This is a genomic window from Microcoleus sp. MOSTC5, assembly GCF_036701825.1.
Classification (GTDB): Bacteria; Cyanobacteriota; Cyanobacteriia; order Cyanobacteriales; family Microcoleaceae; genus Microcoleus; species Microcoleus asticus.
In genome coordinates this window covers 48,904-74,610 of sequence record NZ_JAUBRK010000015.1, presented here as the reverse complement: position 1 = coordinate 74,610, position 25,707 = coordinate 48,904, and the positions used below count along the sequence as shown (strand labels likewise).

Below are 25,707 nucleotides of genomic sequence, written 5' to 3'. Positions count from 1 at the left end.
GTGCGCGGCCGGAAGGGCACCCTACAGACTGCGGGGTAAGTAAGGTGCGCGGCCGGAAGGGCACCCTACAGACTATTGACTGATGATTGAGGACTACGGACTAACAACTTCTGCATTGATTTTATCGACTACTCGGCGGAGGACTCCGTTGATGAAGCGATGTCCTTCGTCACCGCTGTAGCGTTTTGCGAGTTGGACGGCTTCGCTGACGCTGACTTGTTCGGCTAGGCCGAGATATAGGATTTCGGCGATGGCGATTCTCATGATATCTCGATCGATCCTGGCCAAGCGTTCTATTTGCCAATCTACCAGCGCTTCCGAGAGCAATTCGTCAATTTGAACGCGGTTGGCGCTGACTTTCGTCAGGATTTGCAAAGCATAGGTGCGGACATCTTGCTGGTTGGCTAGCTGGATCAGTTCTGGAAACTCCATTGCTGAACCGAGACGGTTGATTGCGGTTTGGGTGAGTTCGACTGCTTCCCGCACCATTGTTCTAGCACTTTGTATATCGGCAGCGCGGATTTCGCTGGCAAGCAGTTTGTCGCTACTCCGCTGCACTTCGGATGCTGCTGTTTCTAGGGCTTCTTGAACTTCTGTTGTCAGGGCGCGGATAGCTGCCAGGAGAACATCTTGCAGTTTCTTGGCTTCTAAGAGTTCTGGATTCGTCGGCAGTTGGCTGATGCCGAGGAGTGCGAGTTCGCGTGCTGTTTCGCGGGCTTTTTTCATAGTTTTTAGATAGGAATTGAGAATTTAGGAAATTTTTCGATCGCGCGCCGACTTGGACTTTAGCAGAAAACTAAACTAAAAGCGGAACAAGACCAGCCCTCTGACTCGCCAGCGGCGGGTTGTTTACAGATACTTCGCTGTCAAACCCCAGATTTATGCTCGAAACCGGGTTTCTGAATGTAGGCTGTCTCGGTTTGGGCTGGTTTTGTCCAAAGATTATCTGCTATGGGGAAAGTTTACACGGCTTTACGGGCGAATAAAGATGTCTTGGTTTAGTCTTCTTCGACTGGGACAGCCTGGTATCTTGATTCGGATACCAAGGGTTCGAGTGTTTTGCCCTTATTGTTTTCGGGGGGTACTGGAACTGAGTTGCTGGGGTTGACGATGCCGCCGGAGATGATGACTTTAAAGGCATCTTCGATCGACATTGACAAATTGACTAAATCTGCCTCCGGGACTATAGCGTACCATCCGGTGGTGGGGTTGGGAGTGGTGGGGATGAAAATGCCGATCGGGGTTTCGCCGGACAGGTGAGGCGGAATATCGTTAGTCTCGATCGTACCGGTCACAAATGCTAAAGTCCAGATTCCCCGCCGGGGATATTCCACTAACACCACGCGGCGAAATTTGTCGTTTGAGTTGAGGATGGTTCCCAGCAGTTGTTTGAGAGTTTTGTAAACCGAACCGGCTAGGGGAATTGCCTGCAACAGCCGTTCGCCAAAGTCTAGCAGCCACTTGCCGAAAATGTTGCGGGCCATTAAACCGATGACTAAGATGCTCAGCAGGGGTACAGCCAGCCCTACTAATAGATTTAGCAGATTCACCAAAATCGGGTGGAGTCCGTCAAAAGGGTTGATCTGCTTGGGAATTTTGGTGAGAAAATTGATGACCCAACTGGCGACGGTAATTGTCAGCCAGATGGTGGTAGCTAACGGTATCACTACCAGTAGACCTGCGATCAGGTCGTTTTTTAAGTCTTGTTTGATGCGTTGGAGCACGGCGGGTCAAATCTCCTCGTAACTGGTTGCCAATAACCTGAATAAACCTGAGACTAAAGCAACTGCACGGGCTTTACTGCAAGTCACCATAGACGATCGTCTTCAATTGTGCGAAACCCTACCCTTTTTGACGGGGAAGAGTTCAGGATCGCCGGTGCTGTACCTATATTTTAAAGAATTATTGCAAGTTGGCGCTTGCTTTTAATATATGCGGGCTGTGCAGCAGCTCACCGTATTGTATATTTTAAGACAGTTTGGCTCTGGCTCAACCAATAAGCCGATCGGTCAGAGGCTACCTGGGTGTGCAAGTGTAGCGAGTCCAGAGAAAATTTTCTGTGATTGGTGTCGGAAATTAATTGGTCGATCGAGCTTTCTCATATTTTATGCCGGGTAACACTTCTTTCTACCGAATTCAGCGGAATCTATGCAGGGTGAGTTTAATGTTTATCCAATAATATATCTTTGGACAGATGCAGGGCGAGTACAATTTTCACTATACAAAGAGTGATTTTTGAGGAACGAAGGCGATCGACAAGCCAAATGTTCGCCCGGTTTCAACTGTTGCATTGTAGGCAAATCCGGCAAAAAGTAAAGCAGACACACCAGCAACTTTCACTTTTTTGAAGGGATCGATCGAAATTAAGGATATAAGGGCAGAATTAAAGCGAATTTAAGCTTTAGAGGAGTGGCAAAGCAATTTAGAAGTAACTCGGGACTCACTACAAAAAAATAATCTGCCAAACGAGGTAGCAGTAGTTAGCAGTAAGCGAGATAAATTACTAAATAGCTAGTTGTTTCTAGCAGTAAGAGCGAGACTATTTGTTTGACAGGGTATGGTTAAACTGCTGGCAAGAAGCAAGACCACAGCGGTGTGGAGTGATTGAAAGCCGGTGAAAGTTAAGGAAAAGCAAGGGCGATAGGCAATCAAGTTAGACCAGAGATTAACCTTGCTGCAAGTAGCAAAAGACTTGATTAGAAGCTATGATTGAAATGTGAATGCTTAACTGATGAAACAATGGATTTTTACATTTTTTTAGGCAATTTAACACGCAATACTTTTGTGGATCGCACTTAACAAGTAGCTGCCAGAGGGGGTTGTGTGAGAACTAATATATAAATAAAAGGAATTTTTGTGAAAAAGCTCAATATCCTCTTAGTAGAAGACAGTCCCCTAGATGCCGAACTGATTGAGGCATATCTAATAGATGGCGGAATCGAATTTTCTCTGCTGTGTGTGGAAACTCGGGAAGACTTTGCCACCGCGTTGGAAAAACACTATTTTGACATTATTTTGGCAGATTATATGTTGCCTTGTTTTAGCGGAGAAGAAGCGCTGGAAATCGCCCACGCTACTTGTCCGGGAGTGCCGTTTATTTTTGTGTCGGCTACTTTGGGCGAGGAAGTGGCGATCGAAACTTTGAAAAGCGGCGCTACCGATTATGTTCTCAAACGCCGTTTGATACGCCTGGTGCCGTCGATTCAGCGGGCCCTGCGGGAAGTTCAAGAACGGAACGACCGCAAGCAAGCCGAAGCACAGCAGCAAGAGAGCGAAGCTCGATTTCGGATTATGGCAGATACCGCGCCGGTGATGATTTGGATGTCGGACACTGACCAACTTGGCGATTACTTTAACAAAGGATGGCTGAAGTTTACCGGTAGAACTTTGGCGCAAGAAAGGGACACTGGTTGGATGGAAAGCTTGCACCCCGATGACTTGCCAGAATGTCGGGATATTTACCGGAGAGCTTTCGACGATCGCACCGAGTACCGGATCGAATGCCGCATGAGGCGCTATGACGGGGAATACCGCTGGGTTTTGGGTACGGGCGTACCCCGGTACAGGCCCGATCGCACTTTTGCAGGTTACATCGGTTCTTACATCGATATTAGCGATCGAAAACTTGCAGAACAAGAACGCGCTGCTGCTTTGTCCCGCGAACAAGCAGCTCGCCAGCAAGCAGAAGAAACAGCTAAAGCGCTGCAATCGGCAAACGATCGAATTACTAACATTCTCGAAAGCATTACCGACGCTTTTATCGCGGTCGATTTAAAGGGAAACTACACCTATGTCAACCAGAAAGCTCTGGAGCTTTTAGGCAAGTCAGAAGCCGAACTGATCGGTAAAAATGTTTGGGAGATATTTCCCTGGGCTATCGATTTACCGTTTAACAAAATGGCTGGCAAAGCATTAGCAGAAAAGATAACGGTCGAGTATGAAGAATTCGTGCCGTTATGGAATAAGTGGTTGAAGGTGCGTTTTTATCCTTCCGATTCTGGTTTGTCGGCTTACATCCAAGACGTTAGCGATCGCAAGCAAGCAGAAGCTGCACTCAAAGCTAGCGAAGAAAAGCTGAAAATGTTGGCCGAAGCTAACCTGATGGGAATTATCTTCGGAGATGTTAACGGCAATATCGTGGAGGCTAACGATGAATTTTTGCGGATAGTTGGTTACACGCGGGAACACTTGCAGCGCGGGGAATTAAACTGGATTGACATCACGCCGCCGGAGTACCTCTCTCTCGACGAGAAGGGGATTGCAGAGGCAGAAGCAACGGGGGCTTGCACTCCCTACGAAAAGGAATTTTGGAGGAGAGACGGCAGTCGGATTCCGGTGTTGATCGGATATGTTTTGCTGGCCAAAAAGCGGCAAGAATCTGTGGCTTTTATTCTCGATTTGACCGTTGGCAAGCAATTGGAAAGAGAACTGCAAGCTCGAGCCCAGGAATTGGCGCGGGCGAACCGGATTAAAGACGAATTTCTGGGAACTTTGTCCCACGAATTGCGAACGCCGCTCAATGCGATGCTGGGATGGGCGCAACTGCTGCGCAACCGCAAGTTTGACGAAAAAACCACTGTTCGGGCTCTGGAAACGATCGACCGCAATACGCGATCGCTGGCAACTCTGATCGAGGATTTGTTGGACGTGTCGCAGATTATTACCGGCAAACTGTCGCTGAATTTGCGGTCGGTTGATTTGATTTCGACTGTTGAGGCTGCGATAAAGACTCTCGCACCCGCGATTGGGGCAAAAAATATTGCAATTGTGACGGATTTCGACACAACTGCGGGGCGGATTTTTGGCGATGCCGGCCGCTTGCAACAGGTAGCGTGGAATTTGCTGTCGAATGCGACTAAGTTTACTCCCGATGGCGGACAGGTGAGGGTGGCGGTGCGGAAGCTGGAGGGGACGCTTGCCCCTGAGGAATCCGCTTGCTGTACAAATTTGTCGCCCGCTTGTGTGGAAATTGAGGTCAGCGACACGGGACAAGGGATTGCGGAAGAGTTTTTGCCCCACGTTTTCGAGCGGTTCAGCCAAGCTGACAGCTCTACAAAGCGATTGTACAACGGATTGGGTTTGGGTTTGGCCCTAGTGCGCCATTTTGTGGAAATGCACGGGGGGACGGTGCAAGCGGAATCGGCCGGGAAGGGAAAAGGAGCGAGCTTTTTGGTGAGATTGCCAATTAAACAGCCAAATGGCGACTGCGGATTTTCTGTTTCCGGGCCAGATGAGTTTGCGGTTGCTCACAGCAAGGCGCGAGCCCCTGTAAATAAGTCTTTTGTCAGCAGCAATCTTTCTAGATTGCGGGTGTTGGTGGTCGATACCGACGCGGATTGCCTGGATTTGGCTTGTACAGTGCTCGAAGATTGCGGGGCCCTGGTGGAGACCGCTAGCTCGGGAATGGAAGCCCTAGAGGCGATCACCAGCCTGAATCCGGATGTGTTGGCGATCGATATCGAGATGCAGGCCCCTGATGGAGAGGCTCTACTCCCGCAAGTGCGATCACTCGTGGCGGACAGGGAAATTCCGGCGTTGGCGTTCACGGCGGTTGGTAGGGTAGAGGAACGGGTACGGGCGCTGCAGCAAGGTTTTCAAATTTACGTGTCCAAGCCGATCGAGCCTGTTGAGTTGGTCGCGGTGGTGCAAAGTTTGGCGGCGCGATCGAACGATTTTAGATTTTAGATTTTAGATTGACTCCGCGATGACGGATGTAGTAACTACACTTGACATCCACCCCGACCTGAAGGTACGGGGATTCCCAAACCTCACGATTTGAATTTCTGCTTCTTCGCAACTGCCTCCACCCTAAAAGAGATTTGGTCTTATGTTCGCTCTCGCGCACTAACCCCGCAAGCCCTGCGGTTTTTACGTATCGAATACCAAACGGAATTCTTCGTAGTTTTGATTCTAGGGATGTTTACCATTGCCCTATCCTCTTTTCCCGGTCTACCGATTTTGCTTCGCCGCCAGCACCTGGCTGAACTTCGCTCGTATAGGCTGTTCGATCGCACGTCTCGGGTGGGTCGTTGACCAATTATATTGTAATATAAAGCCGTCCTAAAAGGACGAGGTTTCTACCCAATTTTCTGATGAATTTTCTTGCATTTGAGCGATCGTAGCATCCGGGCGAAAAATGTTTTTTTCAAGTCAGTTCGTAGGGTGCGTAATGGCTCAAACTTGCTTACCAATTACCAATCAAGTATCTCAGCACAAAAAAACCGGGAGCATCTCTGTTTTGCATTTACTGTCCGTCTGCGACCGTCTCCCTCTCACTCCTAAAAAATGCTTGTTGTAAAAAAACCCGGTTTTTGCCTCAGTCTGCTAACAGTAAGGATGAGTATTAATTACAATTAACCTAATTTGTCAAGCCTCTAAAGTTATAAATTTAATTTAGGTCAAAATTTTTTGCTTTCAATCGGAGGTGCAGGGACGATCGCCCTTAACAGTATCTCCTCAAATCTCAAGTTCAGTAACTTGCTGCTTCATTAAGCCTGACTTTTAATCACAATTAAACCTAATTTGTCAAGCCTCTAAAGTTATAAATTTAATTTAGGTCAAAATTTTTTGCTTTCGATCGGAGGTGCAGGGACGATCGCCCTTAACAGTATCTCCTCAAATCTCAAGTTCAGTAACTAGCTGCTTCATTTGGAAAATATTCTGCTGGGGTCAATGCTTCTAACACTCCTCTATTTCCCGCCGTGCAAGGATTTTTTCCCTCTTTGATGTGGACTGGTCGTCCCGTTGCAACTATCCACAGGTAGATACCAATTGCACCCGGCCAGCATCCATTTCATCCATTAATAACTCTAAAGCCTCATAATCAATATCCGAGATGTACCCCAAACGGGTGAGCTCGTAGTTGATTTCGTTTTCAATGTCAGGTGTCAACTGCTTAATGTAGAGGGCTTTTTCTACAAGTTGACGAATAGCATGAGTTGCTTGCATAGTAGGTCGGAGAACTCCGTACAGTTTTATTTTCCTCTGAACAGTCGAGCGAGCAAGTGATCTAAATCAGAACTAATAAGTGATTCCAATTACATTGTTCAGTTTAACCTAACAGCTAGGGCAAGGTCGATCGCAATGTTTACACTTACCAATACTAAACCTACTGGCATAAATAAAAAATAGTATAGTAGCTTACTTTTCCTCCGCAAATCTTACGCAAAATTTCATAAAAACCAGTCAATAAATAAAGATTACGTAAAAATACTGAAAACAACTGGTCGGTTTCCCTTATAGTAAGCTAGGCTCAGAGTAATCAAGTAGGTTTAGGCTTACACCTGTCCAGCGCAGTAGTTGAAAATACGTAGCAACCATAGGTTTGACATATTATGCAGACACTTCTTGCCCATAAACCAATTACGGTGATTCGACCCCTAGACCACCTGAATGCAGCCACCTCCGGAGAATTCGGACGGGAACTCATCACAGCAATTGCAGCCCCCGGGGTTGTAGCGGTACTCGTAGATTTGGGCGCAGTAACATTTATTGACAGTGCCGGTTTGATGGCATTGGTTTCGGGCCTCAAGCAGGCAAAAAAAATGGGGCGCAGGTTTAGTATTTGCTCGGTATCCCCCGGGATTGGGATGATTCTGGAACTGAGTCAACTCGATCGAGTTTTTGAGATATTTGAAAATGTCGATAGCTTTGAAGCCGAAAACTCCTGCGCAAACCAGCACTGGTAGAGGTTCCTCCTCGGCGAAAACAAGCAACAAAACCCAGTAAATTCGCCTAAATGTCCGAAAAGACAAAGGACTGCCGTTGGCGTGTTGGCAGATTTTAAGGTAGGCTGCTTAAGAGTCGCAGATATTTAGCGAGTCGAGCCGTGGCAGTAAAAGTCGAAGAATTACTTACAGCAGAAATCAATCAGCCTGCTCGTTATCTGGGAAACGAATTGGGGGCTGCCCACAAGGATTGGGACGGGGCGTCTGTGCGCTGGGTGCTCACTTACCCAGAAGTGTATGAAGTTGGTGCTTCCAATTTGGGGCACATCATCCTTTACAACATTTTGAATGCCTTGCCGAGGCAGTTGTGCGATCGAGCTTATTTGCCCGCACCAGACTTGGCAGCAAAACTGCGATCGACTCAAACTCCCCTGTTTGCGGTAGAATCCAGGCGATCGCTCACAGAATTTGATATTCTGGGCTTCAGCCTGAGCTACGAACTGGGAGCAACAAACATTCTGGAAATGCTGGATTTAGCCGGCATTCCCCTAACTTGGCAAGAAAGAGCGACAAATGACCAAAACGGTCAAATGCCGCTGATTTTTGCTGGCGGGCAAACAGCAACTTCCAATCCCGAACCCTACGCTGACTTTTTTGACTTCATCGCTTTGGGAGATGGAGAAGAATTGCTGCCAGAAATTGGCTTGATTTTGGCAGAAGGCAAAACTAATAATTTGAGCCGAGAAGCATTGCTGCTGGATTTAGCGCAAATTCCAGGCGTCTACGTCCCGCAATTTTACGACATGGCGGTCGACGGTTCTGTTCATCCCAACCGCCCGCAAGTTCCAGAACGAATTCTGCGCCGCGTCGCGACTCCGATACCAGCTTATTCGATCGGCCTGGTTCCCTACGTCCAGACAGTACATGACAGATTGACAGTAGAAATCCGCCGGGGATGCACCCGCGGCTGTCGCTTCTGTCAGCCGGGAATGCTGACTCGCCCCGCGCGCGATGTCGAACCGCAGCAAGTCGTAGAGGCGATCGAACAGGGAATGCAAGCCACCGGGCACAGCGAGTTTTCCCTGCTTTCCCTGAGTTGTTCCGACTATCTGGCACTCCCAGCAGTCGGGATGGAAATCAAAAATCGCCTGAAAGATAAAAATATTTCTCTGTCTCTACCCAGCCAGCGGGTTGACAGATTTGACGATAATATTGCCGACATTCTCGGCGGCACGCGGCAAAGCGGTTTGACTTTTGCCCCGGAAGCTGGTACTCAGCGGATGCGCGACATCGTTAACAAAGGTTTGACAAACGAAGAATTGCTTAGGGGTGTCAAAACTGCGGTCGATCGCGGCTGGGATAAAATCAAGCTGTATTTTATGATCGGTTTGCCTGGGGAAACAGATTTTGATGTTCTGGGTATCGCCGAAACAGTCCGCTGGCTGCACAGGGAATGCAGGCTCGATGGCCGGCGGGGACTGAATTTTAACTTGACAATTTCTAATTTTACGCCTAAGCCTCACACTCCTTTTCAGTGGCACTCGGTTTCTACTGCTGAGTTTTCCCGCAAGCAAAAACTCCTGAAGGGAGAATTTCGGGGGATGCGGGGCGTAAAAGTGAATTACACTGATGTGCGGATTTCGGCAATGGAGGATTTTGTCGGACGGGGCGATCGGCGTTTGGCTGCTGTAGTCCGCCGCGCTTGGGAACTTGGCGCGGGTATGGATGCGTGGTGGGAAAGTTTGGATCAGGCTTACAAAGCTTGGACTCAGGCGATCGATGAGTCGGGCCTTACCTGGAAATACCGCCAAGTTGAAAGCGGCGAGTGGAATCTTTTTGAGAAGGAAGAGGAGAAGGAAGAAGGGAGACGGAAGAAGGAAGAAGGAAGAAGGAAGAAGGAAGAAGGAAGAGAAATCAAGGAAGATTTTCCCAATTCTCCGGATCTCCCCCACTCCCCCTCCCCCACTCTCCCCCTCTCTCTCGATCGGGCCCTGCCTTGGGATCACTTAGATACGGGAATCGACAAAAACTGGCTGAAAATTGACTTGCAAAAGGCTTTAGAAGCAGCGACGGTTCCCGACTGTTCCTTTGAAGGCTGTTCGCGCTGCGGGGTTTGCGGCACCGATTTCGGACACAATGTGGTTGTGGATGCGCTGCCAATTCCAGAGTTTGCCGGGGAGTTCGTGCCGAATACGGATCGGAAACAGCGTTTGCGGGTTTGGTTCGGGAAAGTGGGCGATATGGCTTTGGTTGGTCATTTGGATTTGCTCCGATTGCTCGATCGAGTAGTCCGCAGAGCCGATTTGCCGATTTCTTTTACCGGCGGGTTCCACCCGAACCCTCGGATTTCTCTGGCAAATGCTCTGCCTCTGGGCGTTACCAGCACTGGGGAAATTGCTGACTTTGAGCTAACTGAGCCGATCGATATTGAGAGTTTTCGGGAAAAGTTGGCCGCTAAGCTGCCGGAAAATATTCCGATTTACAAGGTTGAACCGATCGATCTCAAGGCTCCTTCTGCCAGTCAGTTGTTGGAAGCAGCGGAGTACGTGATTACTGTCGCTGTAACGGGTTCGTTGACAGAAAATGGCGAATCAGACCGTGAAAATTCTGCTCCTGTCTCCGTGGCTCCTGATGCCAACTGGGAAGCTTGGGTCAAGACGATCGCCGAAACCGAGGCTTTTTGGCGGGTGCACACTACTAAGTCGGGAAAGACGCAGGATGTCAATTTGCGCGATCGGCTGCACAAACTAGAACTTGTAGAGCAGAAAGCAGAAAGCAGCGCCTCTGCCTCTGGCGGTACATCCGAAAGTAGAGCCGTCTTGCGCTTTACCGGCAGTTGTCGCAGCGACGGCAACTTGCTAAAGCCAGAACATATTGTTTTCATGCTCGAACAAGTCAGCCAGCAGCAAATTCAGCTTCAGCAGGTTGAGCGTAGTCAGCTAATACTGGGTTATGGTTAAAATAGGGGAGCTGTGGTGGAATATTTCACCTTCGGCTCTAGTCGATCGGGATGTTTCGTTTCACGCTATAATCGCTTGTTATGGAAGCCACGGCGGCTCGAGCGCTTTAGTCGCTCGCCGCCCTCGTCAACCAGCAACGCGGGCTGGGTGCAAATTGCTTCTGTTCAAGACTTCAAGCCTTTTTGTTGTACATTCACAGGCTAAATCTAGCGCCAAACCCGCAGGAGCGGGGTATGAACCAAATTTAGCGATTAATTTCGACCGATCGACTGGTTGTCGGCCGTCGGCTTACTCAAAAATCTAACGGTTCAAGCCGCAGAGCGGGTATTCAACAATAGATGTTTTTGCCCTGTCAAAAAACGCAGATAAGCCCCCGACTTAAGTCGTGGAGAACCAAAAATTTTAGATTTTAGACTAAAGTTTAATCTCCCAGATTCATCTGTGGAGTAAATCTAAAATCTAAAATCTAAAATCTAAAATCGACTCACCGTCAAAAAACGGAGATAAGCCCCCGACTTAAGTCGTAGAGAACCAAAAATTTTAGATTTTAGACTAAAGTTCAATCTCCCAGATTCATCTGTGGAGTAAATCTAAAATCTAAAATCTAAAATCTAAAATCTAAAATCGATTGACGAGGTTTTAGGGTTGGCAGGGGCGGAGGTTGCAGTCGAATGCCAATCAGGGGTGTGTTGAGTGCGATCGCGCAAGAATTCAACAAAAGTCTAGGCGCTTTCACTCCTACCTACTTTCGCTCAAAACCAGCCCTCAACCACCACGCAAGCGGAGTTATCAGTTCGTAGTGTTAAGTTGTGTGTTAAGAAATTGGTACGGTGTCACTGAATTTATTCCCTGAGTTCAAAGGAAGAGTTCTAAGTGTTGGATTTTGAGTATTGATTTCGCAATTCTCAACTCAAAACTCAATATTGCTAACTCGATAAAAGCCTCCTTATTTCTATCTCTCAGATTTATCTGCTGAGCATAACTCATAACTCTGTACGGGCGGGTTTAACTACTTTATCTGTAACAGTGAACCGTTAACAATGAACAGTTATCTGTAACAGTTAACAGTGAACGGTGAACGGTCAACAGTTAAATTTCCTTCCTCCCTGCACCAACTCACAGCTCATAACTCTTCAAGCTACTACTAATTACAGTCAAAGTCAGAGGCACTGTTGTGCGTAAGTGTCTCTAACTTGCTGCCAGTTTTGTGAGGAAATTGAATGACAAAGCAGATAGTTATAGCAGAGCAGCATCGCATTGCTGCCGTCTTTTCAGAAGATCAAATCCAAGAACTTGTGGTAGCCACAGGCAGCCACCAAGTCAGCGACATTTACTTGGGAATTGTCGAGAATGTACTCCCCGGGATAGATGCGGCATTCGTCAATATTGGCGACCCAGAACGTAACGGGTTCATGCACGTAACAGACCTCGGCCCGCTGCGCCTTAAACGCTCGGCAGGAGCAATTACAGAACTCCTGACCCCCCAGCAGAAAGTGGTGGTACAGGTGATGAAAGAACCGACGGGCAGCAAAGGCCCCCGGCTGACAGGCAACATTACCCTGCCGGGCCGCTATTTGGTACTTATGCCCTACGGCAGGGGAGTCAATCTCTCACGGCGGATCAAGTCGGAAGCCGAGCGCAACCGCCTTAGAGCCCTGGCTATTTTGGTGAAACCGGCCGGGATGGGGCTGCTGGTGCGCACCGAAGCTGAAGGGATGACTGAAGAAGCCATCATGGAAGATTTGGAAGTCCTCCAAAAACAGTGGGAAGCCGTTCAACTCGAAGGCGGTACCTCGCGGGCACCGGCACTGCTCAACCGCGATGACGATTTTATCCAGCGGGTGCTGCGGGATATGTTCAGCGGTGACGTGAATCGGATTGTGGTGGACTCGCAAAATGGAATTAAGCGGGTGAAGCAGCAGTTGATGAGCTGGAATGGCGGTAAACTTCCTGCGGGAGTTTTGATCGACCACCACCGAGAGCGCGCCTCGATTTTAGAATTTTTCCGCGTTAACGCTGCGATTCGAGAAGCCCTCAGACCGAGGGTTGATTTGCCTTCGGGGGGTTATGTGATTATCGAGCCGACTGAGGCGCTGACGGTGATCGATGTCAACTCTGGCTCGTTTACTCGATCGGCCACGGCTCGGGAAACGGTACTCTGGACAAATTGCGAAGCAGCAACGGAAATTGCCAGACAACTGCGGTTGCGCAATATTGCCGGGGTGATTATTGTTGACTTTATTGACATGGAATCCCGCCGCGATCAGTTGCAGGTGCTGGAACATTTCAATAAAGCTCTCAAAGCTGACAAAGCTCGGCCGCAAATCGCTCAACTTTCGGAATTGGGACTGGTAGAACTGACCCGCAAGCGCCAAGGTCAAAATATTTATGAGTTGTTCGGCCACACTTGCCCTACTTGCAGCGGGTTGGGTCATCTGGTGCAACTGCCCGGGGAAGAAGACTTCGCCGCAGCGGTGCGGGAATCGAGCGATCGCACTGTTGCTACGTCGAACCGCGTTTTGTTGAATTTGCCCGAAGGATTGGAACGCCGCAGCTTGACGCCTGTGGCGGCTGCAACTCCTGCACCAGTGCGGGAAGAACGCCCCCCAGAACCTGCTCGGGCTGCTTGGGAACCTCAGAGCGAAAGTTTGGATTTTGAGACCGGCAGCAACGCCTCGCCTTTGGACTTGCTCAACCATCCCAGCTATCAGGATTTGGGGAACGGAACGAGACGCCGCCGCCGCCGCCGGATTGGTGAAGAGCCTTTTGCCCTCCCGGTGGAGGAGGAACCGGTGCGCAGCAAGTTGCGGCTGCCGAATACTTCGAGCGCGCCCGTGGCGGAGACGCGCTCTGAGTATCTGGCACCCCCCGGTATCCGGGCAGCTTCGGAGGGCTTCGGGTTGGTGAATATGGCGACTGTTGGCAGGCGCGAGGATTTCGATCGCGTGCGTCCGGCTAAGTCTGAGTTGATGAAGCCGATGGTGGAGCCTCCGGAGGTGATTTCGGTGGAAATGACGCCGGAGGAGCAGGATGTTTATGCGCTGATGGGGGTTTCTCCTTTGGTGCTTACGGATCGCAGCGTCAAAAATCCTAAGAATGCGATCGTTTCGGTGACTCTCCCGGGAGCGGCCCCGAACAAGCCGCCTTTCGAGCAGCTCGAATTTGAATTTGAACCGGCGGCGCCTGCTGAGAATGCTGAGGAACGCGATTATTATCCAGAAATGTCGGTAGCTGAGCCTGTATTTTCGGATGATGATGAGGCTGAAATTTACGGCGAGAGTTCGATCGACGAAACTGATGATTTTGCTCATATCGAGGAAACCAGCGATGTGATGGACGAATCCTATGAGCCGTTTGAACTCAATGAGTCGAATGAATCGATCGAGCCGTATGAATCGCATCAGCAGATCGAACCCAGCGAACCCAGCGAACCCAGCGAACCCAGCGAACCCAGCGAACCCAGCGAACCCGAGGAGCCTGCTATCAACCGGCGGCGCAGGCGTCGCTCGTCAGCCGTTTTGGATGAGTGATATGAAGTCCGAGGGAAGAAGGAAGAAGTCCGAGGTTCGAGGGAAGAAAGAAGAAGTAGAAATTTTTACTCTATTCCCATCTTTCCATCTTCCCATTTCCCCCTCTCCCTCGAACACTCTGGTAATTGCAGGTGTGGATGAAGTTGGACGAGGGGCTTTGTTCGGGCCGGTGGTGGCTGCTGCCTGCATTTTGCCCGACGAAGTTCTCGATGAATTAGCAAGTTGCGGGGTGCGTGACAGCAAGCAGTTGAGTGCCGCAGCCCGGAGTCGGTTAGCCGTAAAAATCCGGGCTGTGGCGGTTGACTGCCAAATTGGTGTGGCTTCGGTGCGGGAGATCGATCGTTTGAATATTTTGCAGGCTTCTTTGTTGGCGATGAAACGCGCAATTCTGAAGCTGAATGTTACTCCTGATTTGTGTTTGGTTGACGGGAATCAAAGGATTCCCAATTTGGCGATCGAGCAAGAGACGATGATCAAGGGTGATGCGCGATCGATTCAGATTGCTGCTGCTAGTATTGTGGCGAAAGTTTGGCGCGATGAATTAATCCTGCGGATGGCTGTTAAGTATCCTGAATATGACTTGACAAATAACAAAGGATATGGAACTGCTAAACATAAATTAGCTTTGCAACGTTGCGGTGTATCTGTCTTTCACCGGGTGTCCTTTAGTCCTTGCCGAAAATAGTTAGTTGTATTTTACATCTAGCACCATTTTCAATCAAACTTTCACGGACTGGCTCTGGGGCCGACCCCACAAGAAACTTGGGCGTTGCTTAATCAGGGTATGAAAAAAATAACTTGAAAATCCCGAAGCTTTGTGGATACTGGTTTCTATTACTTGAATATTTAGCCTTTCATACCCTAAATCAGCAACGCCCAATTTCTTAATCCGATGGCAAATCTCTGGGCATTTTAGATCTGCACCCAGCGACTAATTCAGTAAATTTAACTTCGAGGCGCGCAAATTTGGCAAGTGCTCCATTTGTTGTTGCTTGCCGTTGACCCACGGTGTCCAATCAAATATTCCACGCAATAGCTGAGCTTCAATTTTCATATAGCCTTAGCTTTAGCAAATCTCAGCCCCTCTGAATGCGCTGCATATCCATTGCTAATCTCATACCGTTTCGGTTTATCACCATCACCGGGCTGAGGTGGGAAAGTGGCTCGCAAGTAAAACCTCTTCCCCTTGGATCTGATCTGGACTCGATCTAGGGAATCATTAATCTTCCCCAAATCTTCCGCAAAATCTCCCATAAAATATACCAAGTTATCTTATTTTGCGGGTTGTATCTTAAGCAGGGAGATGCCAGAAATATTGATTTTTAAAGGAAAAACGGAGAGGGTGGGATTTGAACCCACGTTAGAGTCACCCCTAAAGTAGATTTCGAGTCTACCGCATTCAACCGCTCTGCCACCTCTCCAATTGATTTGAGATGTGAGCTAAAAGTATTTTACCGCACAGTGCGCCACATTGTAAATCTTTACAGAAAAGAAGTTTGATTTTCTTCAGATTCCAGGGTGGTCTTAAATCCGGCTGCTGGCGTCCACTGGAGGGCTCCGTCGCGCCCTGTCCAGAATATTTGGGTTTTGTTTTGGCGCAGTTGGGCGACGGTTTCTGGGTCGATTTCGTTAGCAGATGCGATCGCCACTTGGGGCCCAACCGCGCTTAATAACTCAGCCGTCAGGGTTTTTCCCGACCACCACAGCACTTGAGCGGGCTTCAAGGTTCCCGTTGCTGCCAATTTTTTTTGCTCTTGCGGTGTCATTTCACCGACGAGCAACCAAGTTCGATTTTCCACCAGGAATTCTACCATCGGAATCTCCGCATTCACCAACTGCAACCGCGTCGAACCCAGATCAACTGTACTGTTAGTTTCTAAAGGAAAGTAAACACCTTGGTGAGATTGCACAGCCGTCATAAATTCCTGATTGTTGCCACGGTGAATTTGTTTCGGAGCAGTGTTATCATAAAATGTTTTAATTGGCAAGCGTTCTAGTAATTTTCCCCAACCGCCACTCAAACCTAAATGACCGTGAGTGGCGATCGCAAAATTCACAGAATTAACTCCTTGCTGCTGCAAAAAAGGCAGCACTGTAAACCTCACAGTATTTTCATCACCGCTATTGATCAGCGCCACTTTTCCCCTATCTTGAATTACTAAAACTGGCTCGCCAGATGTCGCCAGCAAAGTAACTTGAAATAAAGATGCTTGAACGTGCCAAGCTGGCAAAACTATGATAGCAATTCCCGCCACAACCGCCAGCGGTAAAATCCAAGGAGATGAAAAACTCGGCAGCGAAATAACTCTACTTTTCCCCTTCTTCCCTCTTCCCTCTTCCCTCTTCCCTCTTCCTTCTTCCTTCTTCCTTCTTCCCTCTTCCTTCTTCCTTCTTCCCTCTTCCTTCTTCCTTCTTCCCCCGATCCAAACCCAGCAAATTAAAATGTAAAGCGCGATTACCTGAAACACCGATACTTGACCGACAGCTACCGAATTACCGGGTAATTGCGAGAAATATTGGGCGATCGCAATTAACCCCTTTGCCGGATAATCGAGCAGTTGTGCTAAAACACTGCCAGCCGGCGGAAAAATCAATCCAGCTAAAGCGCTAACCATACCCCCAATACTCAAAATCCATAGCAAAGGAGCCGCAATAATATTAACTAAAATGCTGTAAGGTGATACCACGCTAAAAACGTAAAGTAGCAGCGGCAGCACCCAAACTGAAGCCGCGATTGGAACCACAAGAATCGAAGCGATCGCGGGCGGCATCCAATCTAACTTTGCCATCAGCGGCGGCGTTGTCACTATTAACCCCAAAGTTGCCAAAAAACTCAGTTGAAAACCTAAATCCCAAATCCACAAAGGGTTAACTAGCAGTAAAATAGTAGCAGCGATTAACAGCAATCCCAGCGGCTTAACTTGGCGGTTCAGCACCAAAGCAAATAGTGTTCCAAATCCCATCAAAGCGGCGCGGCATACTGAAGGTTCAAAGCCAGTTAATCCCACGAGCAAAAATAAAGCACCGGCGCCAAAACTAAATTGTAATTGTTTGGAAAAACGCCTGGTTAAAGCTATAACTAAAGCTAAAACCATCGAAACTTGAGTGCCGGAAGCTGCGATCGCGTGGGCCAATCCAGCCTGCACAAAATAGTCGCGGATGTTGTAAGGTAAATCTACAGCTTGTTTGCCGAGGGCGATCGCACCGATCAAGGGCCCTTCGGGAACATTCAACTGCGATAGTTGCGATCGCACGATCCGCTGCCGCATCGCTTGAATTTTCGATGGCCGCATTCCGCTTGGTTCCAAGAAAGCAGCCGTTTGGCTGTTAACTCGATTTACATCCGCGATCGCATTTTCTCTCGTCCAGTCAATTTGACGCCCTTTGAGGCCTGCAAAAGCTCCTTCTCTGGCTAAATATGCTTGAAAATTAAAAGCCCCCGGATTCGACGGCGGCTGCGGTTTGTACAAAGATCCCACAACTGCGATCGTATTGTCGGCGTACAAACCCGTTGCTTGCAGCAGGGGCACTGTAACGTAGAGTTGCCCGGATACTGGGCGGTTTACGACTGCTCCTCCCTCGCCGCCGTTGATTTCGCTAACTAAATCTGTTTCTAGCCAAAATTGCGATCGACCCGATCGAGTCAATCGAGGCGTACTGACAACTCTACCGCGAACTGTCACCGCCACTTCTTGAGTGTTGCCGCCAGCCGGAATCATTTTGCTGATGTCATCTATTGCCGGTTGGGGCGATCGAACTGCAAAATAAACGCTAGCTAGAAATGCCACCAAACCCGCAACTGCCCACACCCATTTCGCCCTTGGCAGCATCTCCAACAAACTCAATTCTTCCCTCGCCTCTAAGGGTTCTTCAAGAGCATTTTCTTTTTGTCTGCTGCGTCTTTTCTTGGTGACTTTGACAGAATTTTTAGTAAATTTTCGCAACAATTTTGGCAGGGCGATCGCCACCGCTATTCCCAAAGCAAGTATCCCGTATCTACCCCAAGGAACCGCTGTAGAAATCAATCCCAAAATGTAGGCAAGACAGAAAATGACACCCGTTGCTTGATTCATTAATTAGCAAGTAATTAGCAATTTTTACTGTCACAAATAGAGTTAGTTTAAGGACTTACGCAGAACCTCTATAAGTATGGTTCCATGCACACCGCATCTTACAGCTATCTGTAGGGCTATGTACACCGCACCTTAGGGCTATATGTAGCGTGTCAAACCACTTTTTGCGTAAGTTTTGTGTTTGATTTCCCAAGCGGAACAACTTAAGCTTAAAACCCAGACAAATTTCGCTTTGATAGTTGGTCTATATTCCCCTAACCTATCTTTTTAATGGGTTAGGGGGGATCGAGGAGCTCATCTGAACGATAAAAGACAAAAGACCGGTACTGCGTTAAATAGACAACCCCAATTTTAAACCGAAAGCCGCGTGTAGCACCATAAGTGCAAGAGCCGTCGTGCCTAAATAAGCGTGAACCGCGCGCAGTGCTGGCTTATTGCCCCCAAAACCCGTCAGCGAAATCAAGCTGCCAACAGCCAGCAAAACCAGCACTGCCGAACCCGTCCAAAAATGCGGGCTTTCCATTACTGGCTGGTGCTGCATCACCAGCGACAGCAAGCCGCCTGTATAGCCCAAAGCTAGAAATAGAAACATCCACGGTGCCAGCTTGCGGTGATCCGAGCGACTTTTGAGTGCGAGATCTTTATCGGTGGCCAAACGTCCTTGCCATCCCGTATACCCGACAAAACTGCCCATCGCCACTACCACGATCCCCATCATTACAGGGTGGCCCCAATGGGTAATTGGTTCGGGAATTCCCAGACTGCGAAATTGACTGGCGATGGGTTCTAGTAGTTCGCTGAGATCGATCATTTGCTTGAGATTCCTAACTTTGCGATCGCTAATTTTGGTTTAACCAACAACTTACTATAAATAGCAATATACCAATCGTGATTTTCAATCACTGTTTCCAGCCAGAAGTCTGTATAAAATAAAAGAACCGGACACAGGAGAAGTGTATTACCTAGCCTCAGCAGGGGATCTGCCATTTCAGTTAATTTGAGCTGAGCAGTATCCAGTTTTTTGTCCCCACACCAGTAAGAGGATGCTATTGCAGACGGCGCTATGATTAAGCCTTACCGATTTTTGCAGCGAATTGCTCAACTGTTCGCCTACGCCTACTCCGCACTAATTTTCGGCTATTTGATTCTGAGACTGATCTTTTGGGACAGGCTGTGGCCGGTTGCCTTGATGGGGGATTTTGTTCCTTGGATTTTCTTGCCAATCTTCCTGCTGCCAATTCTAGGGTTTTTTCTCATAAAGAAACGCTGGTTCGCGATTGTTTCATCTGTGGCTAGCCTCTGCCTGCTGGGTTGGCTACACGTCACTTACTTTTCTCCCCAGCCGGCGAACATCAGTGACTCCCAACCAACGCTCAAGGTTTTTTCTCTCAACCTCGGCTGGCATCGCGAATCCCGACAAGCTTTGGTTAACCTAATTCAGGAAGAAAAACCAGACCTCATTTGTTTGCAAGAAATTAACGAGGATTACGCCACAGAAGTATTCTCTAAGTTGGCCGCATTCTACCCGCACCACCTGGGGCGCGGATACCATGTGATTCTCAGCAGATATCCCATTCGCTCTTTCCAAAAGTTACGGCTAGCCGGTGGGAACGAACCACAGCAACGAGCTATTATCGAGATGAACCAGCAAGATGTAGTTCTTTATAACATTTCAACAACCCCACCGTGGTTTCGCCAGCATAAAATTTTGCCTTTCCTCAAAATCCCAGTTTACGAGTACGGCGACCGACCGGCACAAATTCAAGATTTAGTGCGGCGACTCCAGAAAGAAACGCTGCCGACTATTGCCACCGGGGACTTTAATCTGACTGACCAGTCTCAAGACTACTATTATTTGAAAGCGGTTATGCAAGATGCTTTCCGAACAGCAGGAGTGGGTTTTGGCTTTACTTTTCCTAACGGATGGGATCTGAAGTTACTGGTTAAACAGTTAAACTGGAAATTAACTTTTCCCCTGGTGAGGCTTGACTATGTTTGGTATTCTCAGCACTGGGGGGCGAAATCAGCCAAGGTTTTACCGGCAATCGGTTCAGAGCATCGACCGGTGTCGGCCCAACTGCGGATGCAACCGGAAATTGGACGAGTGTAGGGGGTTGGCAACACTTTGGTGGGGCGATCGCAAGGGCATTGGTGTCAATTTAAGATCCGGGCGAAGATGGTGATGATGTTGGCGAATCCGTGAAGGGTGACGCCTCACATTTGCTCCCGTCGCACCCCTCTTAGATCGTGTCCGGATAATTGCCCGCAATTAATTTTTCTATCCTTCTTCCACTTTCTTCTTCCTTTTTGGCGTACTTGGCGTCTTGGCGGTTCATTATTAAACCCTCCAAAGAAACAAAGTATTGATTCGCCAACAGTCTCATGGAATTCGCGACTATACAAACAGGGAATTTTAGACAAATGAAGATGTTTTCAACCAAGCACAGACTAATGGCTCGAATTAAGCCTTACCGACTTTGCAGTTGACTGCTGAATCGCCCGTATGCCATAGCCCTCGGTCTGCGCTTCACCCAATCTTCACAGCCTCATCCTCACTCTGGATGTTAAATCCTACCTGCCTGCTCAAAGTTAATTTCAATTCCTTGACTTTTGAATGGCAAAGTGAGAAATTAACATCGCAGCCGACGAGCAGTCGCACTTCTACATTTTGCTAATCGCTCTCAAGGGAGAATCAACTGCTGAAAAAAAACTAGAGGTTCCAAGTTTGAGACTTTTTGCATAAAGTATGCCGTCTGCCCGATGAGAGTTCGATCGACTGAGCGCTAAACAGTCTCAAGGCACCCTGAAAGCACCCTTGTCTGTTGAGCAGCCATCGCTGTGCACCTAAATGAACCCTATCAACTAACTCGCTGGGGATTCGGTTTTAGCAGACAAGCACCCACTTTCTTGCGTCGCCTTCCTCGGAACCGTGCAATCGCTACACTCACTGCGCCGTCGCTAAAGTAGCTTCCGAAGGTTGGATTTGATACTTTACGAGATTTGCCAGTTCTTGTAACTGATTAATCGCTTCTGCACCTTCTAGTTTCATGAGTTCGCGGTCGTCCCGCATCTCAGTCCAAGTGATACCGTAATCTGACACTAAAAATCGAATCAGATGGTTGTCCGTCAAACTGACCATAAATGAGGCACTGTTCATCTGACCCCCGCAAGTGTAGCAGGATGCCAGATAACCCCGATGCTCTAGCACGATCGCTAAAGCTTGCAGGTTCATTACCAAATCTTGAACGAATTTACGGTGTTGTTCTGCAAGTCTCAGAAACACGTTCTCCTCCTATCACCACACCGTGTATTTTACATCCCATTTAAGAATTTCTTAATAACTGGGTATTTAGGTGCTGGTTCAGTATACGTTTAGTATGCTAAAAAAAAATCGGATTAGCGACCTCTTCAGCCTACCTATAATAGATTAACCGAGTTGCGATCGAAACTAAGTATCAGCAGCGACATTCAGCCAAAACACGCTCTCGCCCGGGACTCCAGCCTGAAAATTTGCCTCCTGTAACAGGTGATTCAGCCGTCGGCAGCCCAAAGATACAAATAACTAATGACAGCTATCAAATTAGTTAAGTATAAGAGTTCAATCCCCCTGGGGATAATCGTCCCAAAGCGTCGTCGTCTGTCGCAAGCTCCGAAAATCCCCATTCCCCAAAATCAAGTGATCCAGTAGCGGAATCGACAAAAACTGCGCTCCCGCCAGCAACTGCCGCGTCAAAGCAATATCCTCCGGGCTCGGCTCCACAATTCCCGAGGGGTGATTGTGCGAGATAATCGCCCGCGTAGCCCCTTGGCGGATCACCTCCCGAAATATATCCCTCGGGTGAGCCAAAGTTTCCGTAGCCGTGCCGATCGTAATTACCTGAGTACCCAGCAGCCGATTTTTCACATCCAGCAGCACCACAGCAAAACGTTCCTGAGACTGCCACATCAAATCGTGACTCAGAGCATCCGCCGCCGCTTGCGGAGAGTCAACCACAGCCATTTCCGGCGGCCGCGACTGAAACACCCGCTTTCCCAACTCCACTGCAGCCAAAATCGAAGTCGCCTTAGCAGGGCCAATCCCGTGAATCTGCGTCAACTCCTGAACGCTAATACTGCGCAGCACAGCCAGAGGATCGCGAGAATGCAAACTCAACTGATTTAAAATATACTGCCCGAGCCCGACGGCGGAAAGTTTGCCTTGTCCCTGACCGGTACCCAGCAGAATCGCAATCAATTCCGCAGTAGCCAAACTTTTCGGGCCACCCGCCATCAGCCGCTCCCGTGGCCGTTCACTCGTTGGCAAATCGACAATTCTCAAGCTGTAAGTCATAGACGCACCAGCACCGCAAGCTCAACAATCAAATCATGTTAGCCGATCGATTTCCATCTTCAAATCAGTACAAGCACCGAAAAAAGCCTTCATCATTAACCGAGGATGTTGGCAGATTCAGTTCGCGATCGCACGCTACCCAAAAAAACCCGGTTTCTCGTGTCGCGATCGAGCGTATATGACCAAATTACATGAAGAAACCGGGTTTTTGCGATCGCGAACTGAGATCGAATCTAACGCAGCGTTTCGCAAGCGATCGAGTCTTTATCTCGATCGAGCTTAAACGGATCGCCCGGATATGCCTCTAACACTTGTTGCGCTTCGGCTTGAGTCGCAAAGTCAGAACAATTGCAATCCGAGTTAACGCAACTGGGAAAATCGGCACTTTTAACCTTCGGTTTAGAAGACTCGTAAATAACTTTCTTGGTATCTTCCTTTGGCTGCTGTGGTGCATCAAGAGCAATCTCTGCGGTTCGTTCAACAGATTTGACTGAAGATGGCAATTTGCGATCGGGATCTGGTTTGGCAAGTGCAGGTACCTCCGCAGAAATTGCAGGTTTCGGTGTTTGTAATAGCGTTTTCGCAGTCTCCGGCTTGGGTGTCGGCACTGCCGAAAGCAGTGACGGCTTAGCGGTTTGAGATGATTTTAGCGGAGCGGTTGCCTCCGGCGTCACCGAAACTTGGCTTAGCGGTTTGGGTGCGGTTACACCAACAAGTACAAACGAAGCCGCCATCAACCCGCCGTACATCGCGACCGATCGCTTGCGGGTTGGTGCGGCCACCCATTTCGGATTAACAATACCCAGAAAAAAGGCAGGGATCGACAATAGAAAGCTTAAAACGAAAAAATTAGACATAGCGATCTTTACCAGTAAAAAATAGAAGTAGTCCAGGACGCAGAAACCGGGTTTGTTTTACCAAAATACGAAGTGAATCAGGAAGGATATTTGTTTAAAAAACCCGATTTATTTAATCCCTGCGCGTAAGTCCTGAAAAGTGAACTTCCTTCTTTAGCGGTAGACCCAATCCCAAATCCCTATGATTTACAAAGTAAATAGAACGCTGGATATCCTACGCGGGTGAAACCCGGTTTATGAGTGTATTTCTTCTTACTAAACCCAAGATTTTTTCCTACAGTTCGCGATCGCACTCCGACGCCGAGAAACCGGAGTTTTTAATTGCAGTAAATGAGTATAACCAAGTATTTTTATTAAAAAAACTAGGTTTCTCGCCCCAACCGGGCGTAAGTCCTGGTAAAATTTCTGGTAACGCTGCCATAAAAGTGATATGCATACCCAGCTACGTTCAGCGCAAAGGTGCGCTGACTCTAAATTCTGGCGATTCAGTTGAGGCCAGCAGCCCCGAGGAAACTGGTTGCGGCGGCTTAGGTGCTGTAACCCCAAGCACAAGGAACGAAACTGCCATCAACCCGCCGTACAAGGCAGTCGATCGCTTGCGAGTTCCCAGTCCCACCCATTGAGGATTTAGCAGACCCAGACAAAAAGCCGGCGTTGAAAACATGAAAGTTAAGACAAACAAGCTGGACATCAGGCACCTCCGACTCGCGAACTGCAGCGCTCAATTACTTGTCTCTCCTATTAACATCTCAAAAAATCCGCTTAAAAAAGTTACAATTTAGGATTTACCACTTTGGACTTATTGCCTTTTATCAAACAATAATAAAACTGGTTAAATCTCTTACTTTAGGTAGTTGTAAAAAACAACAATAGGTTTTTAGAAAACCAGAAAATTCAGTTTAAAATAGACACTAAATTCCTCCCTCAAAATATGAAAGTCCGCTTTAACGTAGTCCGCCAAAATCAAAACGAGGCTCCCCGGGTTCACACTTACACCCTAGACGTGGAAGAGAGCAATACCATCCTCGACTGCCTCAACAGCATCAAGTGGGAACAGGACGGCACATTAGCTTTTCGCAAAAATTGTCGCAATACAATTTGCGGCAGTTGTTCTATGCGAATTAACGGTCGATCGGCATTAGCTTGCAAAGAAAATGTGGCCAGCGAACTCGCAAGACTTGACAAAATAGCCCATTCCAGTTCAGCAGAAAAGCCTGTCGATTTCATCCCAGAAATCACCGTCGCCCCAATGGGAAATATGCCGGTCATTAAAGATTTGGTTGTTGACATGACCAGTTTTTGGGACAACCTGGAAGCAGTGGAACCCTATGTCAGCACCGCCTCGCGAGCAATTCCAGAACGCGAATTTCTGCAAACTCCAGAAGAGCGATCGAAACTCGACCAAACCGGCAACTGCATCCTCTGCGGCGCGTGCTATTCTGAGTGCAACGCCCGCGAAGTCAACCCGGAATTTGTCGGCCCCCACGCCCTCGCCAAAGCTTACCGCACGATCGCCGACTCCCGGGACAGCGAAACCGAAAATCGGCTCGAAAAATACAACGAGGGCACCGCAGGGGTCTGGGGATGCACCCGCTGTTACTACTGCAACTCGGTTTGTCCGATGGAAGTCGCGCCGATGGATCAAATTGGTAAGATTAAACAAGAGATTCTCGATCGCAAAGACGACCAAGCCAGTCGATCGATCCGCCACCGCAAAGTTTTAATCGATCTGGTCAAAGAAGGCGGCTGGATAGACGAGCGCAAATTTGGCATCGAAGTAGTAGGAAACTACTTCCGCGACGTTAAAGGTTTGCTGAGTCTGGGCCCGTTGGGTTTGAGAATGATCGCTCGCGGCAAGTTCCCACTGTTTTTTGAGCCTTCAGAAGGTACTGAAACGGTGCGAAATCTGATCGAATCGGTTCAAAGTTTAGAAAAGTCAGCAGATTAGCGATCGGTTGTCATTTTCCTGGTAAATTACAAGTTGTGCGATCGCAAAGCTTCCCAAAAATCATCACTCAAAACACGAAACTCAAAACTTTTAAATGACTGCTAAAACTCCTCCATCCCCAAAACCGACAACCCCAAATACCCCAAAACAAGCAGAACCAGCCTTTGGGTGGAATGCCTACGCCGAACAAATCAACGGACGATTTGCGATGGTGGGATTCGTCGGACTTTTGCTGCTAGAATTCTTCACTCGCCAGGATTTTTTCACCTGGCTGGGTCTGCGTTAAATCGATCGGTATATCAGGCACTAAAAATGCTCTAAAACCTGGTTTTTTACCGATCA

General features: G+C 48.4%; 19 protein-coding genes and 1 tRNA gene. 11 read left to right on the top strand and 9 right to left on the bottom strand.

The window, feature by feature from the left end; genetic code table 11:
- Positions 1–93: 93 nt before the first annotated feature.
- Complete coding sequence (gene nusB / locus QUA54_RS10640) at positions 94–726, bottom strand: transcription antitermination factor NusB (protein ID WP_172185907.1); 633 nt, start codon at positions 724–726, stop codon at positions 94–96.
- 272 nt (positions 727–998) lie between these two features.
- Positions 999–1,724 (bottom strand): DUF502 domain-containing protein, encoded by a 726-nt coding sequence (locus QUA54_RS10635; RefSeq protein WP_333199630.1) that lies wholly within the window; start codon positions 1,722–1,724, stop codon positions 999–1,001.
- Between the two features lie 1,132 nt (positions 1,725–2,856).
- Between QUA54_RS10635 and QUA54_RS10630 the strand changes: the two genes are divergently transcribed.
- Entirely contained in the window at positions 2,857–5,685 is a 2,829-nt protein-coding gene (locus QUA54_RS10630) for a PAS domain S-box protein (protein ID WP_333414567.1), read from the top strand.
- Positions 5,686–6,750: 1,065 nt separating this feature from the next.
- Here QUA54_RS10630 and QUA54_RS10625 read toward each other — a convergent pair.
- The gene (locus QUA54_RS10625) at positions 6,751–6,948 is read right to left on the bottom strand and encodes a hypothetical protein (protein WP_172185910.1); all 198 of its coding nucleotides are present in this window, start codon (positions 6,946–6,948) and stop codon (positions 6,751–6,753) included.
- A gap of 386 nt (positions 6,949–7,334) precedes the next feature.
- Here QUA54_RS10625 and QUA54_RS10620 point away from each other — a divergent pair, with 386 nt between their 5' ends.
- The 5 genes from QUA54_RS10620 (at position 7,335) to QUA54_RS10600 (ending at position 14,842) form a co-directional block, all read left to right on the top strand.
- Positions 7,335–7,688 (top strand): STAS domain-containing protein, encoded by a 354-nt coding sequence (locus tag QUA54_RS10620; protein WP_333414565.1) that lies wholly within the window; start codon positions 7,335–7,337, stop codon positions 7,686–7,688.
- Positions 7,689–7,828: 140 nt separating this feature from the next.
- Positions 7,829–10,627: a TIGR03960 family B12-binding radical SAM protein gene (locus QUA54_RS10615; RefSeq protein ID WP_333414564.1), complete on the top strand. Its 2,799-nt coding sequence runs from the start codon at positions 7,829–7,831 to the stop codon at positions 10,625–10,627.
- A 671-nt stretch (positions 10,628–11,298) separates the two neighbouring features.
- Complete coding sequence (locus tag QUA54_RS10610; RefSeq protein WP_281363593.1) at positions 11,299–11,427, top strand: hypothetical protein; 129 nt, start codon at positions 11,299–11,301, stop codon at positions 11,425–11,427.
- A gap of 420 nt (positions 11,428–11,847) precedes the next feature.
- The gene (locus QUA54_RS10605) at positions 11,848–14,157 is read left to right on the top strand and encodes an Rne/Rng family ribonuclease (RefSeq protein ID WP_333414562.1); all 2,310 of its coding nucleotides are present in this window, start codon (positions 11,848–11,850) and stop codon (positions 14,155–14,157) included.
- A 1-nt stretch (position 14,158) separates the two neighbouring features.
- Positions 14,159–14,842: a ribonuclease HII gene (locus tag QUA54_RS10600; RefSeq protein WP_333414629.1), complete on the top strand. Its 684-nt coding sequence runs from the start codon at positions 14,159–14,161 to the stop codon at positions 14,840–14,842.
- A 649-nt stretch (positions 14,843–15,491) separates the two neighbouring features.
- Here QUA54_RS10600 and QUA54_RS10595 read toward each other — a convergent pair.
- The 3 genes from QUA54_RS10595 to QUA54_RS10585 form a co-directional block, all read right to left on the bottom strand.
- Positions 15,492–15,578, bottom strand: a tRNA-Ser gene (locus tag QUA54_RS10595).
- A gap of 60 nt (positions 15,579–15,638) precedes the next feature.
- Positions 15,639–18,230 (bottom strand): ComEC/Rec2 family competence protein, encoded by a 2,592-nt coding sequence (locus QUA54_RS10590; protein WP_333414560.1) that lies wholly within the window; start codon positions 18,228–18,230, stop codon positions 15,639–15,641.
- Between the two features lie 331 nt (positions 18,231–18,561).
- On the bottom strand, positions 18,562–19,041 hold the full coding sequence (locus tag QUA54_RS10585; protein WP_333414559.1) for a DUF4079 domain-containing protein: 480 nt from the start codon (positions 19,039–19,041) through the stop codon (positions 18,562–18,564).
- Between the two features lie 252 nt (positions 19,042–19,293).
- Between QUA54_RS10585 and QUA54_RS10580 the strand changes: the two genes are divergently transcribed.
- Positions 19,294–20,340: an endonuclease/exonuclease/phosphatase family protein gene (locus QUA54_RS10580; RefSeq protein ID WP_333414557.1), complete on the top strand. Its 1,047-nt coding sequence runs from the start codon at positions 19,294–19,296 to the stop codon at positions 20,338–20,340.
- 834 nt (positions 20,341–21,174) lie between these two features.
- Here the strand turns inward: QUA54_RS10580 and QUA54_RS10575 are convergent.
- Together QUA54_RS10575 and radC are read right to left on the bottom strand one after the other, a co-directional pair.
- Positions 21,175–21,513, bottom strand: a complete 339-nt coding sequence (locus tag QUA54_RS10575) for a DUF1815 family protein (protein WP_015176985.1) — start codon at positions 21,511–21,513, stop codon at positions 21,175–21,177.
- A gap of 315 nt (positions 21,514–21,828) precedes the next feature.
- Positions 21,829–22,560, bottom strand: coding sequence for a RadC family protein (gene radC / locus QUA54_RS10570; RefSeq protein ID WP_333414556.1), 732 nt, complete (start codon positions 22,558–22,560; stop codon positions 21,829–21,831).
- Positions 22,561–22,595: 35 nt separating this feature from the next.
- Here radC and QUA54_RS10565 point away from each other — a divergent pair, with 35 nt between their 5' ends.
- Positions 22,596–22,742, top strand: a complete 147-nt coding sequence (locus QUA54_RS10565) for a hypothetical protein (RefSeq protein WP_333414554.1) — start codon at positions 22,596–22,598, stop codon at positions 22,740–22,742.
- Between the two features lie 51 nt (positions 22,743–22,793).
- On the opposite strand, the gene QUA54_RS10560 is transcribed toward QUA54_RS10565, so the two are convergent.
- The gene (locus tag QUA54_RS10560) at positions 22,794–23,417 is read right to left on the bottom strand and encodes an excalibur calcium-binding domain-containing protein (protein WP_333414552.1); all 624 of its coding nucleotides are present in this window, start codon (positions 23,415–23,417) and stop codon (positions 22,794–22,796) included.
- Between the two features lie 236 nt (positions 23,418–23,653).
- On the opposite strand from QUA54_RS10560, the gene QUA54_RS10555 reads away from it, so the two are divergent.
- The 3 genes from QUA54_RS10555 (at position 23,654) to QUA54_RS10545 (ending at position 25,651) form a co-directional block, all read left to right on the top strand.
- Positions 23,654–24,040, top strand: coding sequence for a hypothetical protein (locus QUA54_RS10555; RefSeq protein ID WP_333414550.1), 387 nt, complete (start codon positions 23,654–23,656; stop codon positions 24,038–24,040).
- Between the two features lie 308 nt (positions 24,041–24,348).
- The gene (locus QUA54_RS10550; protein ID WP_333199772.1) at positions 24,349–25,365 is read left to right on the top strand and encodes a succinate dehydrogenase/fumarate reductase iron-sulfur subunit; all 1,017 of its coding nucleotides are present in this window, start codon (positions 24,349–24,351) and stop codon (positions 25,363–25,365) included.
- A 94-nt stretch (positions 25,366–25,459) separates the two neighbouring features.
- On the top strand, positions 25,460–25,651 hold the full coding sequence (locus QUA54_RS10545; RefSeq protein WP_190741410.1) for a chlorophyll a/b-binding protein: 192 nt from the start codon (positions 25,460–25,462) through the stop codon (positions 25,649–25,651).
- Positions 25,652–25,707 lie beyond the last annotated feature (56 nt).